Consider the following 19,825-nt stretch of genomic DNA (forward strand, 5'->3'; position numbering starts at 1 on the left):
CTTTACGTTTATAAAACTGGTGAAATTAAACGTGAGACGGATTCCTTAAAACGGATCCCGATAGAACGTTTATCATATAACTTTTTCGTCATTTGTGTAGAATGCCTTAAATCTTTATCGAACTCGACAATCAACCGTTTGACAACTTCAATATCGTATAAGAAGGCATTAACTTCAAAGTTGAGACGGAAGCTTCTTACATCAATATTTGCCGTACCGACCGTAGCTATTTTCCCATCGACAATTACTGTTTTGGCATGTAAAAATCCATTCTGGTAAATAAAAATCTCTGCGCCGGCACCAAGTAAATCTCCACAATAGTACATGGTCGCCCAGTAGACAAAGGGATGATCGGGCTTATTCGGAATCATAATCTTCACATCCACTCCGGACAACACAGCGATACGAATTGCATCACGCAGACTTTCATCCGGGATAAAATACGGCGTCTGGATATAGATATACTTTTCTGCTTCCATAATCATTTTAATATATCCATTTTTAATTTGCTCATACTCCGAATCTGGACCGCTTGAAACAATCTGCATACCTGTGTTGCCTCCACAGATCGTTTGAAAATGTTCCTCTTCATAGGAAATCCTCTGCTTGGAAGCTTGGTTCCAGTCTAATACAAAGCGGGTCTGCATACTTTGAACGGCATCTCCAACCACCCTCAGATGCGTATCACGCCAATATCCGAATTTCTTCTTTAACCCCAAATATTCATCTCCGACATTAAAACCGCCAATATAGCCAATCTCTCCATCAATAATGGTTAATTTTCGGTGGTTCCGGTAATTAATTTTAAAATTAATTACAAATTTGGATGGGAAGAACGCTTCAACTAAAACGCCCGCCTCCCTCAATTTCTTTATGTAGCTTTTCTTGAGTGATCTGGAGCCCATATCGTCATATAAAAGTCTGACACATACTCCTTCTTTTGCTTTTCTAATTAATGCATTAGCAAGTCTGCTTCCCAATCCATCGCTCCGCATAATATAGTATTGTACATGAACATGGTGTCTTGCCCGGCTGATGTCTTCCAAAAGCGCTTCAAATTTTTCATGACCGTCTGTAAGAATATCTACTCCATTGTTTTCTGTATAAACAGCATTATCATTACGAAGATGAAGATAGACCAAATCCTGATGGCTTTTTAAGTCTTCATGATTTAATTGGAAGGTGTCATCCTCAATGGCATTAATTTGTTTTTGTACAGCCTTTTTCACATCCATCCGGCTCCGCTGATCCCATTTGAATATACGGCGATTGCTGATAGGTCGTCCAAAAATTAAATAAAGAATAAATCCTAAAACAGGAATAAACAATAGTACCATTACCCAAGCCCAGGAAGAAGTTGGATCTTTCCGCTCCAAAAAAATAATGGATATAGCTAATGCAATATTTATAATAAAAATTAATCCAATAACTATTGAGTAAACACCCATATATCCTGCTCCTATCACTTCATCTCCAACAAAAAGGGAGTTCTGCTCTTATAATAGCACAAAATAAAATTTCGTTCAGTGAAAGCCCCTTTTCTCCCATTTAATTGGAATTGTAAGTACGCTTTCTCAAAAAAAAGTTGTCAGCTTGAATCAGGAGAATACCCTCTTCTGTACCCTCCTGCCTTAATGGAATTATTTTCCTGATTATCCAAAAGCGTCAGAGGATAGCTTCTGGTAATTCCTCAGTTGTCACTATTCCCCAAAAACTAACAGATTATTTTAGCGATTCAAAGCTTGATCCAAGTCTTCCCAAATATCCTGCCACGCTTCTATTCCTACTGATAATCGTATCAAAGAGTCTGTGATTCCCATTTTCCGGCGTCGTTCATCAGGAATCACCGCATGTGTCATTGTAGCCGGGTGCTGAATCAATGTTTCTGTATCGCCAAGACTTACTGCAATGCTGATAAACTGCAGTTTATTAAGAAAGCCCTGTGCTTCTTCCTTCCCTCCATCAATCTCAAAAGAAAGAGTTCCTCCTCCCGATTTCATTTGCTTCCTCATAACAGAATATCCCAATGCATCCGGGTCACCCGGATAAAATACCCGCTTAACCTTTGGGTGCTGTTTCAGCTTTTCTGCAATTTCTAAGGCATTATCAGAATGCCTATCCATTCGAAGCGGTAATGTCTTTAACCCGCGAATAACCAGCCAGGCGTCGAATGGTGACAGCACACCGCCAATATCCTTTTGCGTGGTTGCTGCAATTTGCTCCATTAATTCTTTTTTCCCAGCTGCTAACCCTGCAATTACATCACCATGCCCGCTTAAATATTTCGTAGCACTATGCACAACAACATCTGCTCCTAATTCTATCGGACGCTGTAAATACGGTGTGGAGAATGTATTATCTACCACGACGAGAACATTATGCTTCCTGGCAAGATTTATTACAAGCTCCAAATCAATTACTTCCATTGTCGGATTAATCGGTGTTTCAATATAAAAAACCTTTGTCTCCGGCTTGATTTTAACTTCTATATTTTTTACGTCAGACATGTCTACATAGTCTGTTTGGATATTATACTTTTCATCCATCATAGACAGTAAACCAAAAGTGCATCCATATAATCCAGACGAGCAGATAATATGGTCATTTGCTTTAGTGAGAGCGATTAAAACTGCTGAAATTGCAGCCATCCCCGAAGAAAATGCCAGCCCTTTCTCCGCCTTTTCAAGTGCTGCCAGTTTTTGTTCCAGCACCTGCACAGTCGGATTGCCGATACGCGAATAAACATGTCCCTCTTCTTCTCCGGCAAATCGTGCCGCTCCCTGTTCCGCTGTATCAAAAGTAAATGTAGAGGTTTGAAAAATTGGCGGTGTTAAGCTGCCGAGCAGTTCTTTTGAATCATACCCCTCATGAATTATTGCTGTTTCCATATGTTTAAACTTTTTACTCATTTATTCTCTCTCCCATCCTTTATATAGATGATAAATTCTGATGAGTCTATACACTTATAATAAAGTATTCCTGTTCTGTTGGAAATGTTTCAGGTTCATAAATTTACCTGACTTTATTGAACAGAGGTGTTCTTGTTATGAAAATAAGTATTAACTTATTTAAAAAAGCCATTGATTCCTTCCTGATAAAGTTTTACTATTAGATTTAGTTTGATTTTTTCAGAAGGTAGGAATAAAAGATGGAAAATAAACCTTTACAGCAAGGGGCGATTATTACCTTTGTTGCTTATTTATTATGGGGGATATTCCCAATATATTGGAAGTTTCTCGATAATGTCCCTGCCGGTGAAGTACTTGCTCACCGGATTGTGTGGAGCCTGGTATTTATGATTTTCTTAGTACTTGCTACTGGCAACTGGCGGCATTTAATGGAAACAGTACAGCTGTTGAAAAAGGATAGAAAGAAAGCACTTGCTATTATTACAGCTTCTATTGTAATATCCATCAACTGGTTCTTGTTTATTTTTTCTGTACAGCACGGGCATGTGCTGCAGGCCAGCTTAGGATATTATATCAATCCTCTGATCAGTATTTTATTGGCGGTCTTTGTATTGAAGGAAAAGACAACCAAAGGACAAGTTCTGTCCTTTATTCTCGCTGGTATCGGTGTACTTTATTTAACTTTAAGCTATGGCGTGTTTCCCTGGATTTCTCTATTATTAGCGATGAGTTTTGGTTTTTACGGACTCATTAAAAAGACAATAAACCTCCATGCTATGTATGGACTTACTATTGAAACACTGGTCGTTGCACCGATTGCATTATTATACTTGATATTTATTCCATCAGAAGGGTCATTTACTTTTTCTCCCCTGTTTGCATCAGATAATCTATTATTAATTGGGGGCGGTATCGTAACTGCAGTTCCTTTACTGCTATTTGCAGCGGGGGCCAAACGGATTCCATTAGCAATGGTCGGATTTTTGCAATATGTTGCACCGACGATTATGTTCTTCTTGGGTGTGTTCTTATATAATGAAACATTTACGGTACATCATATGATTACATTTGCCCTTATTTGGATAGCTCTTATTATCTATATGGCAAGTATTTATCGGGATGCACCGCGTGCAAGAAACAAAGCTAAAAATGAAAAAGCTTAATGAAAGGGTATTTTAAACCGGACGAAGAAAAGATCCTTTTATAGGTATAAAGATTTAATTATCCGAAATAAGCTTAACTAATGTGTTCATAGCTATCCAAAGCAACAGGGAATGAAAACTCCACTATTAGTTGCATACCAAATTTATAAAGCTGCTCCGATTAATTATATTGGGGCAGTTTTGTTATTTATTGCTGTTTTTCTTTTCATTTAATACAGGAAAATACTATTTTAGCCTACCCTTAATCCAGAATGCACCTTTCCGAAAGAATCCAGCTATTAAATCCAAATGAAGAATATATCTTATAGTAACGATAACCATTCTCCTTGATATAATTATTTAAAATAATCAGTACTTTTATAACATATAGACCATCAATAATATTTTTCCTTCTCTAACAATTCTTTATTCTCTATAGTAAATAAATCGGTTCTCTCTTCGACTATATCTAAAAGGATGCTATCAGGCAGTTGCGTTTCAAAATGAAAGGCTAAAAAATTTTCAAATAAAATATTCAACTGCTTCTCTTGCACAGTTATTACCTGCATTTCCATTTATGAATTCTCAAAATCTATTTGATAGTTCAAAATTTTACTCATCAGTAATCCCCTTCCATCCTTTTTTTAAATGAAACTTTATTAATTCATAGTAAACTACTTGACATTTAATCTCTATAATTATATACTCTCTAGTAATTTCTAAATATTTAGCATAATCTCTTATCAAGAGCGGCGGAGGGAATAGGCCCTGTGAAGCCCGGCAACCTGAACAAAAACTGGTGCCAAATCCTACAGATTAATCTGAAAGATAAGAGAGAGTTCCAAGTCGATGACAAGAGCTCTCTTCTTTTAAGAAGAGGGTTCTTTTTAGTAACAGAGGATATATCTAAAAGGGAGGAAATAAAATGTCAAAACATTCAATCCAGCAGGACGAGACAATTTTATTACATGGAGGCCAGGTTCCTGATCCAACAACCGGGTCCCGGGCAGTGCCTATCTATCAAACTACTTCTTACGTATTCCGGGACACGGAGCATGCACAGAATTTATTCGGGCTGGCAGAGCCGGGAAATATATACACACGAATTATGAATCCAACTGTAGATACATTTGAACAGCGGATTGCCCAATTAGAAGATGGTGTTGGAGCCTTAGGAGTAGCATCGGGGATGGCAGCCATTACCATGGCAATTCTCAATATTACACGTGCCGGTGATGAAATTATTGCAGACAGCAATCTATATGGCGGGACGTATAATTTATTTGCCAACACACTCCCCCGCTATGGCATCAATGTAAAATTTGTAGATGGAACAGATCCTGAAGCAATTGAAGCTGCGATTACAGATAAAACAAAAGCAATCTTTGGTGAAATCATTACTAACCCGAGCCTATATGTTTTTGATATAGAAACCGTTGCGGACATTGCCCATAATCATGGTATTCCTTTAATTATTGATAATACTTTCGCTACACCTTATGTTGCAAAACCATTAACATGGGGTGCGGATATTGTTGTGCATTCTGCAACGAAATGGATTGGCGGACATGGTACAACTATTGGCGGTATTGTGGTTGACAGTGGCAGATTTGATTGGAACAACGAGAAATTCCCAGATTTTATCGAGCCGGATGCAAGCTATAATGGCTTAAAATATGCTGACTTAGGACCGACTGCTTTTATAACAAAGCTGCGTGTCCAATTATTACGTGACATCGGACCTGCTCTAAGCCCGCAAAATGCCTTTTTATTACTTCAAGGATTGGAAACCTTACATTTACGTATCAAAAGGCATAGTGAAAATGCAGAAAAGCTGGCAGCCTATCTGGAAAAACATCCTGCTGTAGAATGGGTCAACTACCCCGGGCTGGCATCACACCCATCTCATCAGCTTGCCGGGAAGTATTTAAATGGCGGTTTTGGTTCTGTTATTACCTTTGGCATTGAAGGAGGCCGGGATGCAGGCCGTATCTTGATTGATAATGTGGAACTCTGGTCTCACGTTGCCAACGTCGGCGATGCAAAGTCACTTATTATTCACCCTGCTTCTACGACCCATCAGCAATTAACAGATGAGGACTTGGCAAAAAGTGGTACTACAGAAGAATTGATTCGTCTATCCGTCGGTCTGGAAGCATTTGATGATATTGTAGCTGATCTGGAACAGGCAATAGATAAAGCGACCGGAAAATCGCATGGCAGTCAGAAATCTGCGGAAGAAATAGCAGTGAAAAACTTACTGCAATCTCCATTTGACCGCAGTGAAGGTGTCCGTAAAAAACGCATTGTAGCTGTCGGCATCGCGGATGACGATATTGCGCCTCTTTATAAATTAGGCTATGAGGTTATTCCCACAACAGATATAGATGAGGTAACAACAGATATACTATCCGGGGCTGATGCAATTTGGCTGCAGGAAGGTAAGCCGGCACCAGAAGAAAATGCAGCTTATCAGGGAACTATTTTGTTCACAGACACAAGCTCTGAAGTAACATCTGAAGTATTTATTCTTTCAAATATCCAGCCGGCACAGTTTGCCTTGGAATTACGCAGCTTCAGAAATTAGTTAAAATAATTATACAGTATCCGCCTTTCTTCTATTAGAACATTTGATGTTTTATCGTGAAGAAAGACGGGTACTTTTATGTTATAATGAGGTTTAGTCACGTCTTCTACATAAAATTAGAAGGCGTTTTTCATTTAAACCTGTTTATTATTTATAATCCTTGATTAAAATAGGAATATAAATAAAAACATCTACTCTACCAAATTATTTTACAAATACGTACACATCAAATAAACTTTTTACATGTATGTTCAAAAATCAGCTGATAAGGGCTGCTCGATTACGTACTGGGGATGAAACCGGACTAGGCTTCGGTTACTTATCCTGTGGGGATAGCAAGCTGACAGACTTCTCCGTCTTGTGGTAACCCTGTGTTGCCTGTAACAATACAGGCTATCTAAGCAAAAGCTCCTTCCCCTGCCATTTTTTATTGGACTTTTTGAACATTTTCTTTACGTATTATTAAGTAATTTTATTTGTTCCAACATAAACTAGAAGAAAAGAACACGTAGGTGTAATCATGAAAATGACCAAAAAAAGATGGCTTATTCTCATTAGCTCCATTCTTATTATCATTATAGCTGTTTTTTCGATTTTACAGCTGCCATATTTTCAATTAAGCTCTGAACAACGGGAAAGAGAAGAAGCTCTTAGAGAACAAATTACGTCTGAACCAGCAGAAAATGGCGAAGAAGATACAGAAGACGACAGCGAGGAAGTTATGGGAAACGCAGACGAACAAGAAAATGAGGAAATAGCTGTCGATGAGCCTTTTGAAAATACATTCGGATTTGCTTCTGAGGAAAATGTGGATATCGTTGCTCTTGGTGATTCACTGACTCAGGGTGTAGGAGACGATACAAATCAGGGGGGCTATGTCGGGATATTAGACAGAACACTTCAGGCACTTGATACAAATGTCCATTTTGATAACTTTGGAAAACGTGGAAACCGCTCCGATCAGCTGCTCACCCGTCTGGAGGATGAGCCTGAATTAACGGATGCTTTAGAAGAAGCAGATATTATTATCATTACCATCGGTGCTAATGATATTATGCAAGTGTTAAAGGAAAATATTATGGACTTGGAGATCAGCTACTTTAACGAGGAACAGGCTTTCTACGAAGATCGTCTCAGCGAAATATTTGATAAGCTTCGTTCCATTAATGCGGATGCCTCTATTTATCTATTAGGTATTTTTAATCCTTTTACAAATTATTTTGAGGACATTCCAGAATTGGACCAGATTGTCGCTGATTGGAATACTATAGGAAGAGAGACAGTCAATCAATACGAAGGCAGCACCTTTGTACCAATTGATGATTTATTTGAAGACGAGACTGCAAATTTATTTTCAGACGATAATTTCCACCCTAATTATGATGGATATTATCTAATGGCTGAACGTATTCTGGAATATTTTAATTAAGTTGGGATGAAAACATAATGAGAGTAAAGAATAGACAAATAAAAATAAATAATAAATGGAAAGCCGGTTTTCTCGGTCTTCTTATCTTTAATGCAGCTATCTTACTCCTTTTGCTGGCGCTTATTTTTTGGCCAGTTTCTAAAAATGAGTTCCCGCAAAATTCTGTAATAGACGAGCAGGAAAGCTCTGAGTTTTACATTCAGACAACAAAGCAAAACTTAAATAATTTAATCAATGCTTATATTGAGAAATTACTTGAGGGGACGGATCACCATTACCGTATTTTTCTTGAGGATGATGTGCATCTGATGGGTGAATTGCCTGTCTTCTCTTCCACAGTTCCTCTTTCTGTCCGTTTTGAACCGATTGAGCAGACAAACGGTGATCTGGTTTTACAACTGAAGTCTATCTCTGTTGGACTTTTAGAACTGCCAAACAAAAAAATTATGGAATACATGGATAAATTTTTACCAATGCCTGAATGGGTAACGATAGACCCGGACAGCCAGGAAATTTATGTAGCTGTTACAGATATGAATTTACAGGGCAATTTCGATGTAGCTGTACAGCATATGGATCTAGAAGCAAATAATATTACCATGAAGCTGGTCGTCCCTTATGAAACACTAGGCATTCAGGATTTCTCGAGAGAAGCAATGCAAAATCTATTTGAATAGAGTAAAGAACAAAGCACGGAGCCTCAACTTAAGATGCTCCGTGCTTTGTAAAATAATATTTTAGCAGATTCAGTACTTCCTTATTACGGGAAAAGTAAAGGAAGTACAAATGCCCGGGTTCTTTAAGATTTTTTATCTCAACACCTATAAATTAGAAATATAAGATAATGATGGCTGCTCTGTTGAAGATAAAGAATCCTTATCTTGATAATGTAACAATGTTCCTTCATAAACAAGCTTCAAATCTGGAGCAGTTCGAATATCCTCCGGAGTTGTAAAGTAAGGGTCTTTTGTTAATGAAAGGCTCGTTACACCCTGTAAAATAGTTGCCACAAACTGTGAACAGAAAAAGGCTGTCTGACGTGTAATTTTTATTTTCATCATGACTCCAAATAACCCAATAAAATTATAACGATATTTATCTTTGTCAATCTCTATATTTTGAATAAAGGATTTAATATATTCATATTCATTTTCGGTCACTTTAAGCTCATAAATTTCACACATAGAGCTATTTAAGTATGGTGAAAAAATATCCTCTTTCACAAAGCCACCGATAAATGGATTATCAGGCTGTTTTCTCCCAAAGCTATAAACTTCTGTTAATTCTCTATCTAAAGCAATAGAAACATGGTTTAAAGGCTCCTGGGTATACAGATGAATCAATCGTGATAGATAGCTTCCTGTATCGGTAAACAGCAAATAAACCGTCTTGCTTTTCATCTACTTGTTCCCCCTCTTCGGACATACCCCTTTTTATTAATATATACAAAAGTATTTTAATATACAATAGCTGGTGCAAAAATTGATAAAAGTATACCTTATATGGTACACATTTCCTCTTAATAGATTTATTTCTATTTAAAAAAGGATATGAATAATGGTGATTCTTCTTATTCTGCTATACATTTATTTACGTATTAAATGACAAAAAGTTTCAATGGATTATCTAATTTGTCAATATTTTCATAGTTCATCTGCTTCATCAGATTTCTTTTCATTATTTTGAGCTGGCTGTCCATTTCATGATATATCTTTTTCATTGATTCCAGCTGATTAGATGCTTCCTCTGCTGTGATTTGCATTTTCTTCATGCGCTTTTTACAAGTCTTGTACGCTATTTGTGCAAAATGATATACCTCTTTTTCTGAATCCTGTTCAGCAGCCTTCATTTGCATAAATTGAACCTCTGCATTTTTCTGTGCATTTATATACTCCTGCCGGTATATTTTTTCCAGCTTATATTGCATATGCATTAACTTTCTCGTTTCTTCTTTTTCCTGTTCACTTTTTCTGATGTAATAAACTGCCGCAGCAAAACGCTTCCTTAGCTCGTTCTTATTTATCAGTATATGAAAATTATCTGAAATAGCACCCGTGTGTTGCAAAATTTTTGCACCCATTTGTACTCCTCCTCTTCTTAAGCTGTGGTGAAGAATATAAATAATGAAGCCCAACTTTCTTCCTCTTTAATTTTTAAGTTATTTTTATTTTAGCGGTTATCTTATCCATCCGTAATAACCCAGCGTCATATTTTCAACTAAGCCTTCAGGTCTATATCTTTATAGAGCTGGAAATTGAGATACTTTCATAGATATAGCGGTCTTATCTTGCATTGTTTCCGTAAATAACGTAAGCTTATTTTGATAATGATTTAATGGAGGCAATTAATAAAATGTTAACAGTAACTAATGTTAGTTTACGATATGGCGACAAGAAGCTTTTTGAAGATGTAAATTTAAAATTCACGCCTGGAAATTGCTACGGTGTTATTGGGGCAAATGGAGCCGGAAAATCAACTTTCCTGAAAATTCTTTCTGGTGAAATTGAACCGCAATCTGGGAATGTATCTCTGACACCGGGGCAGCGTCTGACTGTTTTAAAGCAAGATCACTATGCTTATGAAGAGCATCCCGTGCTGGAAACTGTATTAATGGGTCATGAGCGTTTATACAAAGTCAAACAGGAAAAAGATGCTATTTATATGAAAGCAGATTTCAGCGAAGAGGACGGCATCCGTGCCGCTGAGCTGGAAGGTGAATTTGCAGAAATGAACGGATGGGAAGCAGAATCTGATGCGGCCGTGCTTCTTAAAGGTCTTGGTGTAGAAGAATCTGTTCATGATTTAAAAATGGCTGAAATCCCTGAGGAACAAAAGGTAAAAGTACTACTTGCACAAGCCTTATTCGGGAATCCCGATATTCTTCTTCTCGATGAGCCTACAAATGGATTGGATATTCAAGCAATCCAATGGCTGGAAGAATTTCTTATTCAATTCGAAAATACTGTTATCGTAGTATCCCACGACCGTCACTTTTTAAATAAAGTATGTACGCAAATTGCGGATGTCGATTTCGGAAAAATTCAGCTCTATGTCGGGAACTATGATTTCTGGTATGAATCAAGCCAGCTTGCTTCCCGTATGGCACAAGAGTCTAATAAGAAAAAAGAAGAAAAAATCAACGAGCTGAAAGAATTTATCGCACGTTTCAGCGCGAATGCTTCGAAGTCCAAGCAGGCTACCTCCCGTAAAAAAATGCTGGATAATATTACATTGGACGATATTAAACCATCCTCCAGAAAATATCCATACATTGCCTTTACACCAGAGCGTGAAATTGGAAATGATTTATTACAGGTGAAGGACCTGTCTAAAACAATTAACGGGGTAAAAGTATTAGATAAAGTGAATTTTATTTTAAATCCAAATGATAAAGTGGCATTGGTCGGAAGAGATGACATTGCCAACACAACTTTGCTGCAAATTATTTCTGGTGAATTGGAGCCGGATGAAGGTTCCTATAAATGGGGTATTACAACATCCCAGTCTTATTTTCCAAAAGATAATTCTGAGTTCTTTGATGGATCTGATCTAACGCTGGTAGATTGGCTCCGCCAGTATTCTCCTGAGGATGAAACAGAAACATTCCTGCGTGGTTTCTTAGGAAGAATGCTATTTTCCGGAGAAGAAGCGAAGAAAAAAGCAAATGTACTCTCCGGGGGAGAAAAGGTCCGCTGTATGCTGTCTAAAATGATGCTTTCCAAATCAAATGTACTTATTTTAGATGAGCCTACGAACCACCTTGATCTTGAATCTATTCAAGCCTTAAATAATGGTCTTGTTAAATTCAAAGGATCCATTGTCTTTACATCACATGATCATGAATTTATCAACAGTATCGCTAACCGTATTATGGAAATTACTCCGAATGGTATTATCGATAAGGAAATGTCTTATGATGAATACGTTCAGGATAAAAAGCTGCAAAAGCAAGTGAAGGAAATGTATACAACTGCATAATGTTATGAAGGAAACAGAGACTTCGATAAATGAGATTGATTTATCGGGGTCTTTTTTTCTTAAAATTGGAGCAATCATTTCTAAGCATAAACACAAGAAATATCAAATAATAAAAATAAAAACCTCTTATACTTTAATCCAGGAGGGAGATAAATGAATGAAGATATCCAGCTTATGGTTGATTGGCTAGAATACCGTCTGCAGTCAGCTTTTTCATTAGATGAACTGGCTGACTATATAGGTTATTCCCCTTATTATTGTTCTTTTAAGTTCCATCAGACCACTGGAATCAGCATTAGACGCTATACACTTCTTAGAAGGTTATATTTATCTACGGAAGATTTGAAAACTAACAGAAGGATTATTGATATTGCTTTTGACTATTACTACTCTTCCCAAGAGGCATAAAGCCGGGCGTTTAAAGCTGTTTTCGGTATTACCCCGAGACAATATCAGCTCCATAAGCATCCTGTTCAATCATTTATTAAACTCACTACTGATAAAGATGGGGGATGGTACAGAATGAATATTTCCAGAAAATTAGAGATTGAAAAGTTACAAAATGAGAATCGTGAACTCTTTGATCATAATGTGCTTCATATCTTAAACTTCCAAATACTGTACGAGGAATTTAAAGAAAATAAATTAATGGGAGAAGCTGATTATGCTTTATTCAATGAGGCGATGTGTGTACATCCTGTTACAGAGAAGGTTTTTGATAAACACTTTATTCATACACGTGCTGCCAGACATGGAGAATCTACTGAAAACTATATACAAAAAGTGATTCATCCATTGGATTATCTTTTTAATAAAGAACATAAATATATCGTTTTATGGTTTGGTGAAGATATGTTTTGTCAAATGAATCTCCTTACCCTGCTTGCTTTTCTTAAACAGACCGAATACCAGGGAAATGTATTTTTAAATAGCTTCAGAGAGGATGAATTCAAAGTTCAGCAAACAAAGCTTGAATTAAGTGAATATACCTCTGCCTACAAAAGATGTATTTATTCATCACAGAAAGACCTCTGTAAAGCAGTTTCCAGTCATGTACCAGGCAATTAATCTTTATCTGGATATGTCAGATGAAGATAATGAAGTAGTAAAATATATTTCTAAACACACTGACCTGCCGACATCTGAATTACTCCAAAGGCTATTTATCCGCTTCCCAACAATCGGATATGGAGATACGCAATATCTGGAGCTGATTAACAAAATATAACGATATTATTCTAAAGACTCAGCAATATTAATTAACGACTCTTTGTCGTATTTACCGTTAGCTCTTAAATATAATATATATTCTAATTTCTCCTGCTTATAAACAAGTTCAATTATAGGGGAAGAAATCTCTGATTTTATTTTTTCTATATAAACATCTTCTCCGCTTTTTAATTTGTAGTTGCTTTCTACATCCCGCGGTGATTCCGGATTAACGATAAATTGAAAATTATCTTTTTTATATTTTCCTTTATAGTGGATATCTAAATTATTTTGTTCATCAATTTTGGCAAATTTATTTTTCACTTCAAAGGGCATTTCTTTAGGCAGCATTATCTTTGTATCAAATTTTTCTTCAAATATGTTTATAATTTTATTTATATCTTTTGAATATCCCATTGTCTTATAAACTTCTTCTTCAGTCATTGGTTTTTTAGATGTAAAGTCATCTTCTTCAGCCAAAGTATTAATCGCAAAACAACTGAAAGAAATAATTGTAACGGCAATGATTAATACTATCTTTTTCATTGTGCACCTCCCTTTTTTATATTGGACTAACTATTATATTTTATACAGGATGAATACTGTACCGATTTATTAGAATTTGACCTCTATTTTAAGATTATCTAAAAAGACCATAAGAACCCCATCTTAATAAATGGATTTCTTATGGTCCTGAAATCTTCTGAATCAATTAATCTCCCGGATTTGACGGTGTCTTATATTTTAAGAGGACCTGCTACCTTTACTTTAACAAGCAATGCTTGTCCCGGTAAATAAGCTAACGGGAAGTCTTCTAATTGAATAATTTGAATCTGATCCGGATCTGCACCTGCTGCAACAGCATTTTTCACTGCTTCCGCTTTCGCATTCTCCATAATGGTTTCATAGCTTTCATTCTCCAGTAAATAAATTCGTTCCACTGTACCGCTGATATCACCAAGAGCTGCTCCAATTGCGTTCGCTACACCGGCATGAGCAGGACGGATTACTTTACTGGCTCCTTTGAGAGCTTCCGGCATAAGTGCTGCTCCTCCGCCGACTAAAACTACAGTTGCATCTTCACTATTGGTTTTCATCCGGTCAATCGCTTCTTCTACAACATGTGTCATTATTTCATAAATATCTTCAATAGGGAGGTCTTTGAATGAATCAATATTTGCCTCTCCAAAACGGACCTGGCCCTTGGCAATTGCAATATCGGTTGCAGTTAATGTCTCTCCGCCAAACGATTTTGCTTCTTCCATGAGACGATAGCCTACACTATCCGGACCAACTTTCCAGCCTTCATCTTTTTGATGTATTCTCGTTCCTCCGCCAAACCCAACAGAATAAATATCAGGCATCCGATAATTAGTGCGTACTCCTCCTACTTCAACGGCCAGGGAAGTTTGACGTGGAAAACTGTTAGCCAGAACACCGATATCCGTTGTCGTCCCGCCAATATCAACAACAATCGCATTTGGTTCATTGGTTAAATGAGCTGCGCCCCGAATAGAATTGGTAGGGCCACAGGCAATGGTATAAATCGGGTATTTCTGTGCATATTCATTCGTCATCAGTGTTCCGTCATTTTGTCCAAGAAAGATTTTTGCCTGAATTCCCTCTTGCCCCAGGGCTTGCTGGAAGCCTTCTGATACGTGGCGAATAGTACTCATTAACGCTGCGTTCAAAATCGTTGCGTTTTCCCGTTCAATTAAACCGACAGAGCCAATTTCACTTGAAATGGAAATTGGAATTTCAGGCATTGCTTTGCTTAAATATTCAGCAACATATTTTTCTTGTTTATTTTGAACTGGAGAAAATACACTTGTAATAGCGATGGAATCTACTTCTCCTTTTAGTTTCTCCACCACATTCTGTAATTCATTTTCTTCTAAAGCAGCAATTGGTTCCCCATTATATTCATAGCCACCATGAATTAAAAACATCACCGGGTCCAGCTGATCAACTAGATCCTGCGGCCAATCTAATAATGGTGTAACTGCTGACCCTGACGGCAGGCAAATGCGGATAATACCGACACGATTCAATCCTTTTCTTTCAACAATAGCATTGGTACAATGTGTTGTCCCGAGTGTTGCCACATCTATTTTTTCAGCATCTAATTTTGATTCTTCCATCAGTTTATTTAAGGTTTGTTTAATACCGGAGAATATATCTTTTGTAGTAGTCGATTTAGTGCTTGCTAAAATTTCATTATCTGCACTAAGAATTACACCATCTGTATTTGTTCCACCTACATCGATTCCTAATCTGATCATTGGTCAGCCTCCTTTACCAGCGTTTCAAGCGGGACGTAATCATAGTCATACTTGAAGTATTTTGGTCCTGCTGTTTCAATGCCAATAGCTGTTCTCCATTTCTCATGAGCAGGAAAAGCAACAACTACAACGCGGGCGCCATATTTTAAACCTTCTGTGGTAATCGGCATTCCTGTTTCCTCATCCAGTACTGCGATTAAATCTGGTGTAATAGCTACAGGTTTCCCGTTTACCTCTGCCAGCAGATGTTCATTTTGGAAAAATAATTGGCAGGTACTTTCCTTATTCTCATCCGATCCTTCAAAAGTTGCCCTTCCACGTGTAAATCCACCTTGAATCTTCCGTTCAATTTGGATTGCTTTTCCTTTAAATAATTTATGTCCGTTCAGTTTCTCCAGCATTTGTACGATTGGATGAACTTTTGCTGTCCGTTCATTTGTCAATAGTGCACCAATCTGTTGTGCTAAGGTTAAGGTATCTGGAATAACACTCTCTTTGGCCTGTTTGCCACTGATTCCATAGTCACATACAATGGATGATCCTCCCATTACAATGGTAATCTGCCTTGATATTTTTTCACTCCAGATACCATCTGCTGGTTTAATAGAAACAACATTTGATTTTTCATCTCCCAGTGTAACCAGCTCCGGCTTTAACCCGTCTAAATGGAAGGTTACCATTTGTGCTTCTGGGAAAGCCCTTCCCATTGCATCCCCATCTAAAATAGGAATTCCTTTCATCGCCGCGACGGCAACGGGAATCAAGGAATTAACCCCGCCTATCTCAATAGGCATCACGACGTCGACTTTTTTGCCCACCGCCTCTTCATATGCTTCCAGTGGAGCTTTCAGCTGATCGAAGGAAGGAATTTTCTCGACTAACACACTTGGAGAACCCATTCCAGAAACAGGAAGAACAAAATGATCTTCCTCCAGCTCTTCTACTGTAATCATTTTTACTGGCCCATATTGTTTTATGGAAGATAAAGCCAGCATTTTTCCGATATAAGGATCTCCTCCGCCGCCAGTTCCTAACACAGCAGCTCCTGTTGCAATATGCTGAATATCTTCTTCATTTAACCATTTCATGCAATTTATCATCCTTTCTGTTCGTTAGCTTTCATAATTACAATAAATATAAGTTGGGCAATAAAGGCAACAATAAAGCTGTCCAGTGCCGGTATTGTCGTAAAATTGAACAGTTCCAGTCCTGTTGGTCCAGGAGAGGTCATCCAATTCACCGCAGCTCCTAAAAACCATGCAAGCAATGGCAGCAGCTTGAAATTTCTATCCTGTCCTACAGCTATTGTGAAGTATTTTTGCTTCCCGAAATAATAGGATGCTGTATAAACCCCTGCGATTGGCGTGATAAACATCGACATAATCGTTAAGAAGTTAATAAAATTATCATAAATTCCAAGTACTGCCAACAATGTTCCTAAAATTCCTGCGATTAATGTCAGCAGCCCTTTATTCACTTTGGTGAAAATGACCGCAAAGCTTAACCCTGATGAATAAGCATTGCTAGTATTGGTTGTCCATTGTGCCAAAATTAATACAAGTATTCCCGGAACTCCTAAGCCGACCATAATCATAATTGTTGTCAGGCTGTCTTCATCCATAATTCTTGATAGAATCATGGAAACAATAATCATAAAACTGTTCCCTACAAAGAAACCGATAAAAGAAGCTAAAATAGCATCCTTCTTTGTCTTTGCCCATCGTGAAATGTCCGGGGAAATAACCGCTCCAGTAATAAATACACTGATAGCTAACGAAATCGCCATCCCCATTGTAAAAATGTTCTCAACCGGGGCGCTTAATGCTTCTGTTCCATACTTATTAACTGCCAGTCCAATCGTTAGGAAAATGAGAATTAACAATAATGGCACTGCCCATGCACTCAGCTTTTCAATTGCTTTATATCCGTAAATAGCTGTCGAAGTCATTAATATTCCTCCAAGTGCAGCCAATAACGGTAAGGGCACATTTATATGAAATGAATGTTGAAATATCGCTGACGCATTCTCAGCAAAAAATCCTGTTTGTACGCCAAACCAGCCTAATAAAGCAACTGCCATAAAAAAGGATACAAACTTTGCACCGGAAACTCCGAAGGTAAATCTGGAAATCATCGAGGTAGAGAACCCGGTTGCAGTTCCTACATAAGCACAAAAAGCTGCCAGAACTCCGAGTATCCCCGAACCAATTAAAACAGAAATCAGCGCATCCCCAAATGCCATTCCGCTTCCTAATTCAACACCGAAAATAACGGCGGATAAATCAATTCCTACTGCTATCCACACTAACGAAATCGTAAACCAATGTTTTCTCTCTTCTTGTGGTACGGGCTCTCTCGCGAAATCGTTGTTCATTTATTTAACTTCCTCTCTCAATAAACATTCAATGATATTTATTGCATATTCAATTTGTCTTTCCAGTTCTTCTTTTTCATAAAGATTTATTTCCCAGAATATCCCATCCATTATAATGAGAAATTGTTTGGTTATCTTTATTATTTTTTCCTCGGATATATTTGGGTATTCTTTTTGCATTTGTTCTGTCAATATCTGCTCCATCCAGCTGTCAAAACGCTGCATATGATGGTGCAAGAATGGTTTAATCTCTGCAGGAGGTGAGTTAACTAATGAAATATAAGCATTTGTTTCGTTCTGTCTCTCACTATGATAAGCAACAGTTTTCCGAATAATAGTCTTATAAATATTTAGTATTGGCTGCTCAATAACTTCTCCCGCAATATTCCGAATATAATTAAAATGCGATTCCAGTATCCATTTGAATGCAGCTAAGAAAAGCTCTTCTTTATTTTTATAAAAAAAATAAATGGACGCCGGCTTGATATTTACTTCATCTGCAATCTTCTTCATAGTCGCGCCATGATAATTGTAGAGCGAATATTGATTAATAGCAGCTTTTAAAATCTTTTCTTTAGTCAAAAAACTCACCACCTAATGATTGTTAGGTTAGATTATAAATGATTAAATATACATTTTCAAGTATATTTTTTTGGGAGTTACATGTAGTTTTTCAGAATACAGCGCTTACTAAACTTGTTTATAACTCTTTTTAGTATATATTCTTTTATTACAGAATGTATAATTATACTCACACCCTTATATTTTTGCATTGTGAATCACTAGATAAAAATGGAAAAATCAGTTCGGAATTCTGTTCATTATAAAAACACCTCCCAAATGTTGAGAGGTGCTGTAAAATATTTATATATAAGTCCGGTTTTCCTTAAAAAGCTCGAATGATTTTATCCTTTCAAGCACTATCTTTCTTTAATTTTTCACGAATCTTCTCCAGCATATCTACCGTCATATTATCAATATCATATGCCGCTTCAAATCCCCATTCTTCTTTAGCAGCATCTGCATTAATAGAATCCGGCCAGCTCTCTGCAATTCCCTGCCTGACTGGATCGACCTGATAACCCATTTCAAAATTCGGAATCTGCTTGCGGATTGACGATGCAAAGTGTTCCGGTGCTGCAGATACCGCTGTAATGTTGAATGCATTGCGATGCTTTAACCGATCAGGATTTGCTTCCATCAGCTGAATAATTGCATTTAAAGCATCCGGCATATACATCATATCCATATGCGTGCCTTGTGCAATATAGGAAGTATAAGCACCTTTCCGAATTGCTTCATAATAAACTTCTACTGCATAATCTGTGGTACCGCCTCCAGGAGCGGTTACATAAGAAATCAAACCGGGAAAACGGACTCCTCTGGTATCTACTCCGAATCTGGAAAAATAATAATCACATAGAAGCTCTCCTGCTACCTTATTCACCCCATACATCGTTGTTGGCCGCTGTAAGGTATCCTGAGGTGTATTATCCTTGGGCGTACTTGGCCCAAATGCTCCAATAGAGCTTGGTGTAAAGAATTTTAAATCTAATTGCTTAGCCGCTTCTAAAGCATTTACCAATCCGCCCATATTAATTTCCCAGGCTACTTTTGGAAAAGCCTCTGCCTTCGCTGATAGGAGTGCCGCTAAATGGATGATCGTATCTACATTATATTTTTTAGAAATCTCATATATTTCTTTTTCCTTGGTTACATCAATTTCTTCAAATATTCCTGACGGATTTTCAGGTCTCCGGATATCAGAAGCAATGATATTGTCTTCACCGTATGTACTGCGAAGCTTCTCCGTTAATTCTGACCCGATTTGTCCTAATGCACCGGTCACTAAAATTTTTTTCATCTCGGAAAACTCCTCTTACTTTTTTTAGTACATGTTCAAAAAGTATTCAAA

At 37.4% G+C, this 19,825-nt stretch carries 16 protein-coding genes, 1 pseudogene and 1 riboswitch; of the genes and pseudogenes, 6 read left to right on the forward strand and 11 right to left on the reverse strand.

Annotation, left to right across the window (positions count from 1 at the left end; all coding sequences use genetic code 11):
- Window positions 1–8: 8 nt before the first annotated feature.
- Both cls and megL read right to left on the reverse strand, forming a co-directional pair.
- Window positions 9–1,448, reverse strand: coding sequence for a cardiolipin synthase (gene cls / locus MKY30_RS03245; RefSeq protein WP_339283350.1), 1,440 nt, complete (start codon window positions 1,446–1,448; stop codon window positions 9–11).
- 279 nt (window positions 1,449–1,727) lie between these two features.
- Entirely contained in the window at window positions 1,728–2,909 is a 1,182-nt protein-coding gene (gene megL / locus MKY30_RS03250) for a methionine gamma-lyase (RefSeq protein ID WP_147212324.1), read from the reverse strand.
- Between the two features lie 239 nt (window positions 2,910–3,148).
- On the opposite strand from megL, the gene rarD reads away from it, so the two are divergent.
- Entirely contained in the window at window positions 3,149–4,072 is a 924-nt protein-coding gene (gene rarD, locus MKY30_RS03255) for an EamA family transporter RarD (RefSeq protein WP_147212325.1), read from the forward strand.
- A 374-nt stretch (window positions 4,073–4,446) separates the two neighbouring features.
- Here rarD and MKY30_RS03260 read toward each other — a convergent pair whose 3' ends face one another.
- Complete coding sequence (locus tag MKY30_RS03260) at window positions 4,447–4,626, reverse strand: hypothetical protein (protein ID WP_246145259.1); 180 nt, start codon at window positions 4,624–4,626, stop codon at window positions 4,447–4,449.
- A 162-nt stretch (window positions 4,627–4,788) separates the two neighbouring features.
- Window positions 4,789–4,886, forward strand: a riboswitch (SAM riboswitch).
- Between the two features lie 90 nt (window positions 4,887–4,976).
- Here MKY30_RS03260 and MKY30_RS03265 point away from each other — a divergent pair.
- The 3 genes from MKY30_RS03265 to MKY30_RS03275 all read left to right on the forward strand — a co-directional run bounded on the left by MKY30_RS03265 (window position 4,977) and on the right by MKY30_RS03275 (window position 8,744).
- Window positions 4,977–6,638, forward strand: a complete 1,662-nt coding sequence (locus MKY30_RS03265; protein WP_341082825.1) for an O-acetylhomoserine aminocarboxypropyltransferase/cysteine synthase family protein — start codon at window positions 4,977–4,979, stop codon at window positions 6,636–6,638.
- Between the two features lie 526 nt (window positions 6,639–7,164).
- Window positions 7,165–8,067 carry an SGNH/GDSL hydrolase family protein gene (locus tag MKY30_RS03270; RefSeq protein ID WP_341082826.1) on the forward strand — a complete coding sequence of 301 codons (903 nt, stop codon included), beginning with the start codon at window positions 7,165–7,167 and terminating at the stop codon, window positions 8,065–8,067.
- A 17-nt stretch (window positions 8,068–8,084) separates the two neighbouring features.
- Complete coding sequence (locus MKY30_RS03275; RefSeq protein WP_147212328.1) at window positions 8,085–8,744, forward strand: YpmS family protein; 660 nt, start codon at window positions 8,085–8,087, stop codon at window positions 8,742–8,744.
- 144 nt (window positions 8,745–8,888) lie between these two features.
- Here the strand turns inward: MKY30_RS03275 and MKY30_RS03280 are convergent, their stop codons facing one another.
- The gene (locus MKY30_RS03280) at window positions 8,889–9,467 is read right to left on the reverse strand and encodes a hypothetical protein (protein WP_186813722.1); all 579 of its coding nucleotides are present in this window, start codon (window positions 9,465–9,467) and stop codon (window positions 8,889–8,891) included.
- A 197-nt stretch (window positions 9,468–9,664) separates the two neighbouring features.
- Window positions 9,665–10,147, reverse strand: coding sequence for a hypothetical protein (locus tag MKY30_RS03285; RefSeq protein WP_147212329.1), 483 nt, complete (start codon window positions 10,145–10,147; stop codon window positions 9,665–9,667).
- A 272-nt stretch (window positions 10,148–10,419) separates the two neighbouring features.
- On the opposite strand from MKY30_RS03285, the gene MKY30_RS03290 reads away from it, so the two are divergent.
- Window positions 10,420–12,045 (forward strand): ABC-F family ATP-binding cassette domain-containing protein, encoded by a 1,626-nt coding sequence (locus MKY30_RS03290; RefSeq protein ID WP_147212330.1) that lies wholly within the window; start codon window positions 10,420–10,422, stop codon window positions 12,043–12,045.
- 153 nt (window positions 12,046–12,198) lie between these two features.
- Window positions 12,199–13,273 (forward strand): annotated as a pseudogene (locus MKY30_RS03295) (helix-turn-helix transcriptional regulator).
- Window positions 13,274–13,278: 5 nt separating this feature from the next.
- Here MKY30_RS03295 and MKY30_RS03300 read toward each other — a convergent pair.
- The 6 genes from MKY30_RS03300 to MKY30_RS03325 all read right to left on the reverse strand — a co-directional run bounded on the left by MKY30_RS03300 (window position 13,279) and on the right by MKY30_RS03325 (window position 19,774).
- A complete protein-coding gene (locus tag MKY30_RS03300) occupies window positions 13,279–13,800 on the reverse strand; it encodes a hypothetical protein (RefSeq protein ID WP_339283362.1) in 522 nt (173 codons plus the stop codon).
- Window positions 13,801–13,991: 191 nt separating this feature from the next.
- Entirely contained in the window at window positions 13,992–15,536 is a 1,545-nt protein-coding gene (locus tag MKY30_RS03305; protein ID WP_156985185.1) for a hydantoinase/oxoprolinase N-terminal domain-containing protein, read from the reverse strand.
- Window positions 15,533–16,624, reverse strand: coding sequence for a DUF917 domain-containing protein (locus MKY30_RS03310; protein WP_147212333.1), 1,092 nt, complete (start codon window positions 16,622–16,624; stop codon window positions 15,533–15,535). The genes MKY30_RS03305 and MKY30_RS03310 overlap by 4 nt, the downstream gene beginning before the upstream one ends.
- A gap of 8 nt (window positions 16,625–16,632) precedes the next feature.
- Window positions 16,633–17,910 carry a cytosine permease gene (locus tag MKY30_RS03315; protein WP_341082831.1) on the reverse strand — a complete coding sequence of 426 codons (1,278 nt, stop codon included), beginning with the start codon at window positions 17,908–17,910 and terminating at the stop codon, window positions 16,633–16,635.
- Window positions 17,911–18,492: a TetR/AcrR family transcriptional regulator gene (locus MKY30_RS03320; protein WP_339283369.1), complete on the reverse strand. Its 582-nt coding sequence runs from the start codon at window positions 18,490–18,492 to the stop codon at window positions 17,911–17,913.
- Window positions 18,493–18,823: 331 nt separating this feature from the next.
- Entirely contained in the window at window positions 18,824–19,774 is a 951-nt protein-coding gene (locus MKY30_RS03325) for an NAD-dependent epimerase/dehydratase family protein (protein WP_147212336.1), read from the reverse strand.
- Window positions 19,775–19,825: the final 51 nt, after the last annotated feature.

Source organism: Oceanobacillus sp. FSL W8-0428 (assembly GCF_038004405.1).
Taxonomy (GTDB): Bacteria; Bacillota; Bacilli; order Bacillales; family Amphibacillaceae; genus Oceanobacillus; species Oceanobacillus sojae.

What these genes read in the sequence shown, in the direction of transcription:
- cls (WP_339283350.1), bottom strand. Translation starts at nt 1,448, where the DNA reads ATGGGTGTTTACTCAATAGTTATTGGATTAATTTTTATTATAAATATT.
- megL (WP_147212324.1), bottom strand. Translation starts at nt 2,909, where the DNA reads ATGAGTAAAAAGTTTAAACATATGGAAACAGCAATAATTCATGAGGGG.
- rarD (WP_147212325.1), top strand. Translation starts at nt 3,149, where the DNA reads ATGGAAAATAAACCTTTACAGCAAGGGGCGATTATTACCTTTGTTGCT.
- MKY30_RS03260 (WP_246145259.1), bottom strand. Translation starts at nt 4,626, where the DNA reads ATGGAAATGCAGGTAATAACTGTGCAAGAGAAGCAGTTGAATATTTTA.
- MKY30_RS03265 (WP_341082825.1), top strand. Translation starts at nt 4,977, where the DNA reads ATGTCAAAACATTCAATCCAGCAGGACGAGACAATTTTATTACATGGA.
- MKY30_RS03270 (WP_341082826.1), top strand. Translation starts at nt 7,165, where the DNA reads ATGACCAAAAAAAGATGGCTTATTCTCATTAGCTCCATTCTTATTATC.
- MKY30_RS03275 (WP_147212328.1), top strand. Translation starts at nt 8,085, where the DNA reads ATGAGAGTAAAGAATAGACAAATAAAAATAAATAATAAATGGAAAGCC.
- MKY30_RS03280 (WP_186813722.1), bottom strand. Translation starts at nt 9,467, where the DNA reads ATGAAAAGCAAGACGGTTTATTTGCTGTTTACCGATACAGGAAGCTAT.
- MKY30_RS03285 (WP_147212329.1), bottom strand. Translation starts at nt 10,147, where the DNA reads ATGGGTGCAAAAATTTTGCAACACACGGGTGCTATTTCAGATAATTTT.
- MKY30_RS03290 (WP_147212330.1), top strand. Translation starts at nt 10,420, where the DNA reads ATGTTAACAGTAACTAATGTTAGTTTACGATATGGCGACAAGAAGCTT.
- MKY30_RS03300 (WP_339283362.1), bottom strand. Translation starts at nt 13,800, where the DNA reads ATGAAAAAGATAGTATTAATCATTGCCGTTACAATTATTTCTTTCAGT.
- MKY30_RS03305 (WP_156985185.1), bottom strand. Translation starts at nt 15,536, where the DNA reads ATGATCAGATTAGGAATCGATGTAGGTGGAACAAATACAGATGGTGTA.
- MKY30_RS03310 (WP_147212333.1), bottom strand. Translation starts at nt 16,624, where the DNA reads ATGAAATGGTTAAATGAAGAAGATATTCAGCATATTGCAACAGGAGCT.
- MKY30_RS03315 (WP_341082831.1), bottom strand. Translation starts at nt 17,910, where the DNA reads ATGAACAACGATTTCGCGAGAGAGCCCGTACCACAAGAAGAGAGAAAA.
- MKY30_RS03325 (WP_147212336.1), bottom strand. Translation starts at nt 19,774, where the DNA reads ATGAAAAAAATTTTAGTGACCGGTGCATTAGGACAAATCGGGTCAGAA.